Raw genomic sequence first — 11,800 nt, 5'->3', positions numbered from 1 at the left:
AATTTAATGATGTCAAAATATTTGCTTTTAAATTTAAAAATTATGAAACTTTTTATTTACTAAAATCTTGTATTTATTATAAATATCATATTTTTAGCTTAGTTTCAAGCAATTTATCTTTCGGAAAGAAAAAAGTCTGAAGAAAATTATTCAAAAAGAATGGTTTTCTTCAAACAGAATCTATTTTCAAGTATTAAGAAGACAATTTCCTACGCGAGGATAGGGACATAACCCCATAAAATAAGAAACCTGCTAACAAATAGCCGATAAAAATTTTAAGTGACCATTGCAACACATACGGCCAACCGTATTTTGGAATATTTAAGAAGAAATAAGCAAAAGGACTATCTTTTGCACCTGGAATAGACCATTTGATAATTAGGCCATTAAATAGAGCAAAAGCCAAATAAATCAAAGGCACACTCGTCCAAGCAATCGGGTCAAACCAACGATATTGTGAGCGTTTATCAAACAACAAGGTATCTGCTAAAAACCATAGTGGCACAATGTAATGACAAAGGAAATTTTCAAGTCGATAAAAATCAGTTGCAAGCGGTGCCAACATAAAATGATAAATGACGCATGTAATCATAATACACATGGTCACTCCACCTTTTAGCCGAAACAGCGACTGCGTTTGCCAGCGTTGTTCAGAACGTGCCATTAGATAGAGCAAATAGGCCGTAAAAGCTGTAACAATCATGTTAGATAAAACTGTGTAGTACATCAGCATTCCTAAGCCACCATGCTTTGTGATTTCAAGGTAGACTCCTGTAAACCCTAACATAAACAATATCATGCGGCTATAAAAAATCACATTTCGCTTCATCATCAACCTCAAATTTTCTTGACAAACTCTGATTTGAGCTTCATCGCACCAAAACCATCAATCTTGCAGTCAATATTGTGGTCTCCTTCTACAATCCGAATATTTTTCACGCGCGTCCCTTGTTTCAAATCCTTTGGAGCACCTTTGACCTTTAAATCTTTGATGAGAGTGACGGTATCTCCGTCCGCAAGCTGATTCCCATTTGCATCAATTGCTCTGATGCGATTATCTTCTTCAACGATTTCTGCTGGATTCCATTCAAATGCACATTCAGGGCAAACTAACAGCAAACCGTCTTCGTAAACATATTCTGAGTTGCATTTTGGACAATTTGGTAATTGATTCATATTCTCTCCTCACTAATCACCAAGCATCTTGCCTAGAATTTATCATGTTTTTACATTTTACTATAAAATAGAAAATTTGACAAATTAAAGAAAATGACTAATTGTTAAAAGATACATTTCACCATATCAAACTTGAAGTAACATTCTAATTAATGGTTCATTCTTAAATTGCTGTAAAGACGTAGTATCATAAGTTTATTCATTTCCCCAGTTCCTGAGTGCGTTTATAAGATGCAGCAACGGCTTTGATAATGTTTCCTCTGAAAGCATCTGCTTCAAGACTCGCTACTCCCGCAATCGTTGAGCCTGCTGGGCTACAAACCTGATCTTTGAGAACCGCAGGATGTTGGCCACTTTCTTTGACTAATACCGCTGAACCTAAAAGGGTTTGATTCGCTAATTGCAAAGCCAAATCTCGTGGTAAGCCAGTTTGTACCCCTGCATCAGCCAGTGCTTCCAAAAAGAGATAAACAAACGCAGGACCACATCCAGCCACAGCAGTTGCCGCATCTAACTGCTGCTCCTTTAAATGAACCAACAAACCGGCAGGATCCAATAGTTCACACAACAAGTGTTCATCCTGCTCTGTTGCTTCATCTGATAAAGCATAGCTGATAACACCAGCACCAACTGCAACAGGCGTATTGGGCATTATCCGGATTAACCGATGTTGTGTAGGAACGAGAGCTTCTAACTGCTGCAAGGTCAAGCCGGCAGCCATAGAAATGAGTAAAACAGAGCTGCGCTTTTCCAAAATAACATGGTATTCTTGTAACAAATCCGCAAATTGAGTGGGTTTAACACCTAAGAAAATCACATCTGCTTGCTCAAAGATGACTTCGTTCGTGACAGGTTCGCCACCCACTTCATTCGCAATCTGCTTTGCTTTTTCTGAGCTTCGATTTGCGAGCAGGATTTGATGTTTTTTTTGCCTAGCCACTACACGTGCTAAACCGCCACCCATATTTCCTAAGCCGATAAATCCAATTTTCATGTTTTTACTCCCTAATTTGTCCTGAACCTTGCACAACATATTTATAACTCGTTAATTCTTTTAAGCCCATCGGACCGCGTGCGTGTAATTTCTGAGTAGAAATCCCCATTTCACAGCCTAAACCAAATTCTCCACCGTCTGTGAAACGTGTGGAGGCATTGACATAGACTGCTGCACTATCAACCTGCTCTGTAAAAATCGCTGCGCTGGTGGCATTGTTGGTAATAATGGCATCTGAATGATGTGTGCTGTGTTGCTCAATATGTGTGATAGCTTCTTCCAAAGAATCCACTACCTTTACAGCCATGATGTAATCTGAAAATTCGCTATCAAAGTCGCTAGGCTCTGCTATTTCCCCTGAGATGAAAGAGCGAGCTGTTTCATTCAATCGAAGTTGAACAGGTACTACCCCACGCGCTTTACGAACAGTTACTAAGCGTTCTTCTAATGTTGAGAGAAACTGGGAAGCAATTTCTTTATGAACCAAACAAACCTCCATTGCATTGCAGACCGAAGGACGACTGGTTTTGGCATTGTTGATAATCTCTAGTGCCATTTCTTGGTCAGCGTCCTTATCAACATAGATATGAACAAGCCCCGTACCAGTCTCAATCACAGGAACGGTCGCATTTTCAACAACCGCTTGAATCAGCCCCGCGCCCCCACGAGGAATTAGCAAGTCCAAATAGCCTTTTGCCTTCATCAAGATTTGAGCACTTTCACGACTGGTATCTGACACCAACTGCAAGCAATCATCTGAAATTGCGGTCTGACGAAGTGCCGCCTTTAGCGCGGAAACAATGGCAGCTGCTGTTTTGTGTGCCTCTTTTCCACTACGAAGGATAACTGCATTCCCGCTCTTAATGGCTAATGCGGCTGCATCAGATGTCACATTTGGACGACTTTCATAGATAATTCCAATCACTCCAAGAGCTACCCGCTTCTTAGTGATTTCTAGTCCATTTTCCAAATGAGAGACTTCTAAGATGTCTCCAACGGGATCTGGCAACGCAATCACTTGACGAATACCAGTTGCCATGTCTTTGATGCGATTGGCATCTAAATACAGACGATCCAACATGACCTCAGAAATATGACCTCTTGCTGCTGTCATATCTTCCGCATTGGCTATTAAAATTGCGTCCGTAGCTGCTTCTAAATAATCAGCCATCAAAGATAGAGCTTTATTTTTCTCAGTTGTTGAAGCTGTGTTAATTGATTTTTTTGCTTGCTTGATTTTCTCTAGTAAGCCTTGTGTACTATTCATATCCTACTTCCTCTTAAAATTCTGACAATAATAATTCCAATTCAGGCGTTAGTGAAATCCAATGGTCTCGGTGAATTACCACTCCCTTTGGTTTATTGGCTTTCAGCATATCTTGCAAAGCTGACTGCCCAAAACGAACACGTCCTTTTCCTAAAATGCGCTCTGTGTCCTTTTCATAGACGGTCACAATATCATCATAAGAAAAGTGTCCTGACATTTTTGAAATTCCTGAAACAAGTAAGCTCTTGCCTTGCTCACTCAATGCTGTGCTTGCTCCTCTATCCACCCAGATAGACCCTTGACTGGTAGCGTAAAAAGCCAACCATTGTTTTTGCGTTTTCATATTTTTGGCTGAAGCAGTAAAAAATGTGCCATTTCCCTGATTTTCTGCGGCTTCGATGAGGGGTTGCTCTTTCAAAGAAGAGCAAATGTAAACAGGAACCCCTGCCATAGTGGCAATCGTTGCTGCTTTCAGCTTGGTCAGCATACCACCTGTTCCATTAGAAGAGCCTGCTCCACCTGCCATTTCAAGCAACTCCGTCGTAATCTCCTCTACCAAATCAAGGCGCTTGGCATCAGGATGATTGACTGGATTTGCCGTATAAAGCCCGTCAACATCCGTTAATAAAACTAACAAATCTGCTTGCACCATAGACGCAACCTGAGCGCTCAACGTATCATTGTCACCGACTTTCAACTCAGCAATGGAAACCGTATCATTTTCATTGATAATCGGAATGGCTCCTCTGTTAAGCAAGACAGAAATCGCTTGATGTGCATTTTTATAGCGTCGTTTATCCGCAAAATCATCTTGTGTTAGTAAAATTTGAGCCGAGACAATCTTTTTCAATAGCAGATTCGTCGTGTATTCTTCTAGCAACAAGCCCTGACCTACCGCTGCGGACGCTTGCTTGTCTGCAATTTTTGTCGGGCGTTTCTTAAAGCCCAAAGATGAGAAACCCGCTGCTATAGCTCCTGATGAGACTAAAATCACTTCGTGCCCTGCTTCATGTAGCATGGCTAACTGCTGAGTAATCACTCTCACTTTCGCTCTCGATAAACTTCCATCCTCATTTGTTAAAGAACTGGTACCGACTTTACATACAATTCGTCTATATTTCATAACCCTCTCCAAAGCTGATATATTGCATTATTATACCAAAATTTCGAGCAAAATAAAAAAGAAATGAAGCAGGAAAAGATATTCTCTCACTCCATTCCTTTTCTCAATTTCTCTAGTGTTTCTTGGAAAATAGCTGGCGCTTCTGCTGTAAATTTCATGACTTCTCCCGTCTTAGGATGAGTAAATCCAAGCGTTCTGGCATGTAAGAATTGTCCATGCCCTTTTAGCGTTTTCCGCGGTCCGTACACTTCGTCACCCGCTACTGGATGACCAATATAAGCCATGTGCACACGGATTTGGTGGGTACGACCTGTTTCCAACTGCAATTCTACCAGCGTATAATTGCCAAAACGCTCTAAAACGTGAAAACGTGTCACAGCTGGCTTTCCCTTTGCCGTGACAGCTTGTTTTTTTCTATCTTTTTCGCTGCGTCCAATCGGTGCTTCAATAACGCCTCTGTCATTCGGCAGATTGCCATGCACAATCGCCCAATATTTCCGCAGGGATTTTTTATCTTTTAACTCCTCAGCAAGCTTGATATGCGCATCATCGTTCTTGGCAATCATCAGCAATCCTGATGTATCCTTATCAATCCGATGGACAATTCCAGGGCGCAAAACACCATTAATACCGGACAAATCCTTGATATGGTACATCAGCGCATTGACCAGTGTTCCACTCGTATGCCCTGCACTTGGATGCACCACCATACCTTGAGCCTTGTTCACCACTGCGACATCTTCATCCTGATAAACAATATCTAGCGGCAGATTTTCTGCTACATACTCCAGTGCTTCTGGTTCGGGCAATTCATAAGTAATCACATCACCTGCCTTGACAGCATACTTGGCTTTCTTGACTTGCCCGTTGACTAAGATTTGTCCATTTTTGATTTGCTCATTGGCATGGCTGCGGGATAATGATGTCAAATCAGCAACCGCCTTGTCCAACCGTACACCGCCAATCTCTACTTTAACTTGCATTGTCCTCTTCCTTTAACATCATCACTATCAGTACAAGCACGCCAATCGTCAGATAACTATCCGCAACATTAAAAATTGCAAAATTGATAAAATCAAGCTGAAACATATCCACGACAAAGCCTTGGCGCATACGGTCAATAAAATTACCAATTCCCCCTGCAATAATCAAGCTCAAACCAGACAACAGCCAGGCAGAACCTTTAATGTGTTTGCTCAAATACCAAATAGCAGCTCCAATCACCACTAAAGTAATTACCGCAAACAACCATTGCTGGTTTTCCAGAATTGAAAATGCTGCTCCTGTATTTCGCAAATAAGTCAAACTCAAAATCTTTGGAATGAAGGGCTTTACTTCGCCTAATTGAATGTTTTTGACAATTTCAAACTTGACCCATTGATCCAAAGCAATTAAGGCTACAATCACAATTGGCACCATCACTTTTCGTTTCATTTTTTACCTCTTTTTGCAAAATATTCTTCCATCACAGCAACAAAAGCTGCACCGACCGGAGACAATTCTACTTCTTCGCGTTTGACATAAACCATGCGATTTTCCAAATTGTCTTTTAGCCGAATCACCGTAATGCCGTTTACGCTATTGCTATCCAAAAATCCAGAGCCTGTCGCATAAGCATCTGTCCGCTCTAAAATACCATTTAAAGTGGCACGGTCCGTCACATTAAACATCTGAGAACTGGCACTGGTGTCCACGAAATTCTCTGAATAATAGAGATATTCGTCCTTTTCCTGTGTAAAACGAACCGTCGGCAAATCTGCTAAATCTTCCATAGTAAGCTCCTCTTTCCCAGCTAAGGGGTGATCTGCCCGTAGATAGATATGCGTCTGAAAAGGAATCAAATCTATCACTTCTAGTCCCAATTTATCAATCCGCTGCATCATTCCTTTAGTATTTTGATTGTTCAGATAGATAATGCCAATCTCGCTGTGTCCTTGTGCTACTTCGTTTAAAATCTGCACCGTAGTAGATTCAAAAATTCGGAAATTCTTATCTTTTGGATAGCGTTTGGCAAATTCCGTTATCAAAGGTGGCAAGAAATCATAGTGCTGGCTGGCAATGGAAAATTCTGCCTTTTCTTCCTCTGGATTGGCGTATTGATTTTGAAAGACATCAAATCCTTTGACCAATTCTTGAGCTTTTTCGTAAAATTCCATTCCTCGACGTGTCAAAAATGTGCCGCTGCTCGTTCTACGGAATATTTTAAAACCCAATTCTTTTTCTAAATCCCGAACTGCAATGGACAAACTCGGCTGGCTGACATACATTTTCTCAGCGGCTTCACGAAAGGTGCCACTATTGGCAATGGCTACAACATAGCGCAGTTGTTGAATATTCATCCTTTTATCCTCTTTCAAGTGTTTTATCATTATACCATAAATCAAGGCATAACTAAACCTTCATACACCCATGAAATCCAGTTACTAGCAGCTTTCTGCTCAAATAGAAACTCCATTGTAAGTGACACTCTATTTCTTTCATTATACCATGAAAAGGGCGGAGCGAGAACTTTGACAAAGAGGTCTATTCAAGATATAATGTAAAAAAATAAACTGAGGACAAGGACATGGCAAATTCAAAGCTTATTACGCGGCTGAAACGCTCCGAAGGACAACTGCGCGGCATTCAAAAAATGATAGAGGAAGAGCGCGACTGTGCGGACATTATCACCCAATTAACCGCTGTTCGCTCTAGTGTCGAGCGGGTCATTGAGTTGATGATTACTGAAAATCTCACTGAATGTCTCAATCACCCTTTGGACGACCCCGAAGCACAAAAAGAGCGACTAGAGAAAGCCGTCCAATACCTTATCAAGCGAAAATAACCTCAGCAGGCGACGAAAACTGCTGAGGTTTGTTTATTTACGGTACACAATATAAGGGATGATTCCAACTATCACTTTTTTAGAAAAATAGAACTGCACAATGGGCAAAAGTAGTTCTTAAAGGAGTGTGTCCGCCCGGCGGACGAAGTGAACCTGTTTCTAGGCAAGTCGTCAGCCCGGCGGACAGAGCAAACTTGTTTCTAGGCAAGCTGTCAGCCCGGCGGACGGAGTGAACTTATTTCTAGGCAAGTCGTCAGCCCAGCGGACAGAGCAAACTTGTTTCTAGGCAAGCGGTCAGCCCGGCGGACGGAGTGAATTACTTTTAGGACAGATTATCGACCCGGTCGACGAGGTGAACTGCTTTTAGGACAGACTAGCGACTCGGTCGACGGAGTGGACTGCTTTTGGGACAGACTAGCGACCCAGTCGACGGAGTGAACTACTTTTAGGACAAGCGGTCGAACCCGGTCAACGAGGTGAACTGCTTTTAGGACAGACTAGTGACCCGATCGACGGAATGGACTGCTTTTGGGGGCAGGTTGCCAACCATTGAAAGAAAAGTCCTCCTCAATATGGTATAATAAGAGTAATAAAACAAATCAAAGGAGGCAAGTAAAATGGACTTATACGCAAAAGTAGAAGAAACCTTGAACAAGTTAAACATTCCATTTGAAATCGTGGAACACGAACCGGCACTTACGACCGAGCAGGCAGACAGCTTTATCGAAGGCATTGAAGGCGTCCGCACCAAAACGATGTTTCTCACTAACAAGAAGAAAACCGCCTACTACTTGCTCATCATGGACGACAAAAAGCGCTTGGACATGGACTTATTTAAAGAACTGGTAAAAGCCAATAGAATCCGCATGGCATCCGCTGACAGTCTGTTTGAAAAAATGATGTTGCCAGCAGGCGTCGTCTCTCCATTTGGATTGTTAAACAATGCCGATAAAGACATTCAAGTCTATTTTGACAAAGAAATCATGTCAGAAAAACGAATGAGCTTTCATCCCAATACCAATGAGAAAACACTCTTTTTAAACACAACAGACCTACTCAAATTCCTAGAAGCCATTGGCTACGAAGCTCATATTGTTGAATTGTAATACGAATAAACCCGATTAAGACAGCACTTAATCGGATTTTCTTTTATTTTACTCCACCTCGCCATGCCAGAAATTCATGCCCCCAGCTACATTGGTTACATCAAATCCTTGCGCACTTAAAAACTGACACGCAGCCGCAGAACGTGCGCCAGATTGGCAGATGACATAGTATTTCTCCTGCTGGCTGAGTAGTTTGTAGCCTGCCTCCAAACTACTCAAAGGCAGGTTTTGTGCTGTCGGAACGTGCCCTGACACGAACTCATAAGCCTCTCGCACATCAATAATGGACAGCTTTTCTGCTTGGTATTTCTTATAAAATTCAGACATGCTGATGCTAGTTTCCATATTCTACTCCCTCTGGTTTTACCATTTTGTACAAGGCAAAGGCGCCGTCTAGATTTTGAACAGAAAATCCTGCTTGTTTGAGAATGCGCTCGGCAATATAGCTACGAAGTCCACTATGACAGCTCACGATATAATCCTGCGACTTGTCTAGCTCTCCTAAACGCTCACGCAGCTCATTCAATGGAATGTGAACTGTATCTACTTTCAAACGACCTTGTTGAAGCTCACTGGCCGTCCGCACATCTAGGAACTTCTTACCAGCAGCTAGTTCATCTTCCAATTCATACCACTGGATATTGTCACTCAAACCTTCTACCAAGTTTAAGGCTGCATATCCCAGCATATTGACCGGATCTTTAGCAGAGCCAAACGGTGGCGCATAGGTAAATTCCAACTCTGGCAAATCAAAAATCGTTAGATTACCTTTGATAGCCGTTGCTAAAATATCAATCCGCTTATCAACGCCTTTTTTCCCAACACCTTGTGCACCATAAATTTTGCCACTTGTTGGCTCAAAGAGGAGTTTCAAGGTCACATCAGTCGCACCCGGATAGTAGCCAGCATGATCCTTACCACTGACATGAATAACTTGATAAGGCCGGCCATTCATACGAAGAATGCGCTCGCTCAGCCCTGTTGAAGCTGCCGTCATGTCAAATGCCCGAACAATAGCTGTACCAATGCTGCCTTTATTCTTTCGAGCTACTCCAGCAATCACATCCGCCACTTGGCGACCTTGACGATTGGCAGGCGAAGCCAATGAAATCAGTGCATCTTCTCCTGTAACTTCTTGCTTGACAACAATCGCATCGCCGACCGCATAAATATCAGGTTGACTGGTTTCATAACGCTCATTGACTAAGATACCGCCACGCAATCCCAGCTCAATACTTGCTACCTGTGCTAAAGCATTCTCTGGTTGCACCCCGACAGATAAAATGGTCACATCAGAAGCAATTTTTTGCCCATTCTCCAGCACAATGACCTTTCCCTTGTCCTCAAACCGCGTAGCAGACTGAGAAGTAACTACTTGAATGCCGTTTTTCAACAATTCAGCCTGAACAAAAGCAGCCATTTCTTCATCAAGCGATGGCAAAACATGCGGTGCTTTCTCAACAATTGTCACATTCAAACCACGCTTGCGAAGATTTTCTGCCATTTCAAGTCCAATGAATCCAGCCCCAATCACCACAGCTTCTTTTGGTTCTTTCTCCAAAGCCAACATAATCTCATCTAGGTCAGGAACATTACGTAAAGTATAAATATTTTCAGCTGTTTCCAAACCTTCAATCGGAGGCACAAAAGGCTTTGCTCCCGGAGATAAAATCAACTTATCATAACTCTCTGTAAACTCTTTTCCGTCATGCCGAACCGTCACTGTATGTTGATCTGGTGAGATAGCCGTCACTTCATGGAAAGGTCGCACATCTAAACGAAAGCGTGCCTTCAAACTCTCAGGCGTTTGCACTAACAAATCTTCCCGATTAGCAATTTCTCCTGAAACATAGTAAGGCAGACCACAGTTCGCAAAGGAAACAAATGGTCCCTTCTCAAAAATAATAATCTCAGCGTCTTCTTTTAGCCGTCTTAAACGCGTCGCTGCAGACATTCCACCTGCAACTCCACCAACAATGATAATTTTCATTCAACTTCCTCCTTTATCACTTTTAAACAACTTTTCCGGTCCAAGCACTCATGCCGCCTTGAACATTGACAACATCGTAGCCTTTTTTCTTTAGCTTTTTGGCTGCCATTTTGCTCCGCACACCGGAATGGCAAATGACATACAGTGTTTCATTTGTTGCTGGCGTGTATCTTGCGATTTCATTGAGTGGGATATTCTTCGCGCCTTTGATATGACCACGCCGATATTCAGACGGAGTCCGAACATCCAGTAGTTGAATTTTCTTTTTTAATTTTTGTTCCAATTCACTTGTAGAAATACTATCTATTTTCGTAAATAAGTGAAACATAAGCACCTCCAATTTATACCCTTATGGGGTATATTAAACCATGAAGCATTATTTTTGTCAAGAATATTGTTTCAATCTTTTAACAAAAAAAGGAAGCTTCACAAATCAACTATGCCAAGTTGCTTGTAAAGCTTATTCTTTCTATCGAATGATTCAACCTTTAGATCACTTTTATATGTTTACAAAAGATTCATCAATCTTCTTTTTTTCGACGACCAATATAACCGAAAGCTGATAAAAGTAAACTTACGCCCGTCAGCGTTGCAAGCGTTGGACCAACTTGAGAATCACCTGTGCTTGGCAAGATTTCTGTTTTCGTTGGAGTTGCTTTTGTAGGAGTCGTTGGTACAACTGTCGGAGTCGTTGGCTTGTCCGGCGTTGACGGAACTACTGGAGGAGTTGGTTTATCTGGAGTTACTGGGATCGCAGTATAATAAACATCCTTAACCATATCCTCTTGAGTGACTGTTTCTGCCGAAACAGTTGCCACATCTACTGTGTAGCCTGGAATGACTGGAGATGGAACAGCATCATAGGTTGCCTTGTCAGCTACCCAATCCGTAGTCTTCACAACATCTCCCGTTACCTTATCTTTCGTCACCGTCCGTGTCCAAGTTGCTGTTTGCACATTATCGGCTGGCGTCTGGCTACCTGCTCCATGATAACGAACCGTCAAGCTCGCTTTCTTGCTTTCTTGACTTTCTGCTGTGCCATGTTTCAAGTGAACCGTCACGTTTTGATCATGACTGCTATCAAGGTCGAACTTAGCTGGTAATTCGTCTTTAGAAACCAATTCATAGCCTTTAGCTTGATAAGCTGCAACCATTTGATCGTACTTCGTTTGTGCGTCAGTTGGTAGGTTTGTACCTGAATGACCTGTCGTCAATTCTACTTGGTTTTCTAAAGTCGTACCGGTTGTGTCATCAATAACTGTATAAGTCACTTTTTGTTTATTTAACCCAAACACTTCCTTATAAACGTACGTCACTTCC

Annotated in this window: 14 protein-coding genes; 2 read left to right on the top strand and 12 right to left on the bottom strand. The window is 42.0% G+C overall.

Going from position 1 to position 11,800, the window contains the following annotated elements; genetic code table 11:
* Window positions 1-193: 193 nt before the first annotated feature.
* From HMPREF2984_RS02710 to HMPREF2984_RS02675, 8 genes are all read right to left on the bottom strand, one after another.
* Window positions 194-829, bottom strand: a complete 636-nt coding sequence (locus HMPREF2984_RS02710) for a Pr6Pr family membrane protein (protein WP_022525347.1) — start codon at window positions 827-829, stop codon at window positions 194-196.
* A gap of 8 nt (window positions 830-837) precedes the next feature.
* Complete coding sequence (locus tag HMPREF2984_RS02705; RefSeq protein ID WP_003027463.1) at window positions 838-1,176, bottom strand: zinc ribbon domain-containing protein YjdM; 339 nt, start codon at window positions 1,174-1,176, stop codon at window positions 838-840.
* Between the two features lie 199 nt (window positions 1,177-1,375).
* Window positions 1,376-2,170, bottom strand: a complete 795-nt coding sequence (gene proC / locus HMPREF2984_RS02700) for a pyrroline-5-carboxylate reductase (RefSeq protein WP_037607627.1) — start codon at window positions 2,168-2,170, stop codon at window positions 1,376-1,378.
* A gap of 4 nt (window positions 2,171-2,174) precedes the next feature.
* Entirely contained in the window at window positions 2,175-3,437 is a 1,263-nt protein-coding gene (locus HMPREF2984_RS02695) for a glutamate-5-semialdehyde dehydrogenase (RefSeq protein ID WP_003027472.1), read from the bottom strand.
* A 13-nt stretch (window positions 3,438-3,450) separates the two neighbouring features.
* On the bottom strand, window positions 3,451-4,560 hold the full coding sequence (gene proB / locus HMPREF2984_RS02690) for a glutamate 5-kinase (RefSeq protein WP_003041604.1): 1,110 nt from the start codon (window positions 4,558-4,560) through the stop codon (window positions 3,451-3,453).
* Between the two features lie 86 nt (window positions 4,561-4,646).
* The gene (locus HMPREF2984_RS02685; RefSeq protein WP_003041610.1) at window positions 4,647-5,543 is read right to left on the bottom strand and encodes an RluA family pseudouridine synthase; all 897 of its coding nucleotides are present in this window, start codon (window positions 5,541-5,543) and stop codon (window positions 4,647-4,649) included.
* A complete protein-coding gene (gene lspA, locus HMPREF2984_RS02680; protein ID WP_003027481.1) occupies window positions 5,533-5,994 on the bottom strand; it encodes a signal peptidase II in 462 nt (153 codons plus the stop codon). The genes HMPREF2984_RS02685 and lspA overlap by 11 nt, the downstream gene beginning before the upstream one ends.
* Entirely contained in the window at window positions 5,991-6,899 is a 909-nt protein-coding gene (locus HMPREF2984_RS02675; protein ID WP_003041613.1) for a LysR family transcriptional regulator, read from the bottom strand. Before HMPREF2984_RS02675 ends, lspA begins: the two co-directional genes overlap by 4 nt.
* 227 nt (window positions 6,900-7,126) lie before the next feature.
* Between HMPREF2984_RS02675 and HMPREF2984_RS02670 the strand changes: the two genes are divergently transcribed.
* Together HMPREF2984_RS02670 and HMPREF2984_RS02665 are read left to right on the top strand one after the other, a co-directional pair.
* Window positions 7,127-7,384, top strand: a complete 258-nt coding sequence (locus HMPREF2984_RS02670; RefSeq protein WP_003024959.1) for a metal-sensitive transcriptional regulator — start codon at window positions 7,127-7,129, stop codon at window positions 7,382-7,384.
* 617 nt (window positions 7,385-8,001) lie between these two features.
* A complete protein-coding gene (locus tag HMPREF2984_RS02665; protein WP_070670328.1) occupies window positions 8,002-8,490 on the top strand; it encodes a prolyl-tRNA synthetase associated domain-containing protein in 489 nt (162 codons plus the stop codon).
* Between the two features lie 48 nt (window positions 8,491-8,538).
* Here HMPREF2984_RS02665 and HMPREF2984_RS02660 read toward each other — a convergent pair whose 3' ends face one another.
* From HMPREF2984_RS02660 to HMPREF2984_RS02645, 4 genes are all read right to left on the bottom strand, one after another.
* A complete protein-coding gene (locus HMPREF2984_RS02660) occupies window positions 8,539-8,835 on the bottom strand; it encodes a rhodanese-like domain-containing protein (RefSeq protein ID WP_070670323.1) in 297 nt (98 codons plus the stop codon).
* Complete coding sequence (locus tag HMPREF2984_RS02655) at window positions 8,825-10,480, bottom strand: FAD-dependent oxidoreductase (RefSeq protein ID WP_070670320.1); 1,656 nt, start codon at window positions 10,478-10,480, stop codon at window positions 8,825-8,827. The genes HMPREF2984_RS02660 and HMPREF2984_RS02655 overlap by 11 nt, the downstream gene beginning before the upstream one ends.
* Window positions 10,481-10,502: 22 nt before the next feature.
* On the bottom strand, window positions 10,503-10,808 hold the full coding sequence (locus tag HMPREF2984_RS02650) for a rhodanese-like domain-containing protein (protein WP_070670317.1): 306 nt from the start codon (window positions 10,806-10,808) through the stop codon (window positions 10,503-10,505).
* A 193-nt stretch (window positions 10,809-11,001) separates the two neighbouring features.
* Window positions 11,002-11,800, bottom strand: a 799-nt coding sequence (locus HMPREF2984_RS02645) for a mucin-binding protein (protein ID WP_070670314.1), incomplete at its 5' end; no start/stop codon positions are given.

Source organism: Streptococcus sp. HMSC066E07 (assembly GCF_001814695.1).
Classification (GTDB): Bacteria; Bacillota; Bacilli; order Lactobacillales; family Streptococcaceae; genus Streptococcus; species Streptococcus hominis.
Note: the sequence above shows the minus strand (reverse complement) of the source record. Positions and strands in the feature narration are given on the sequence as shown.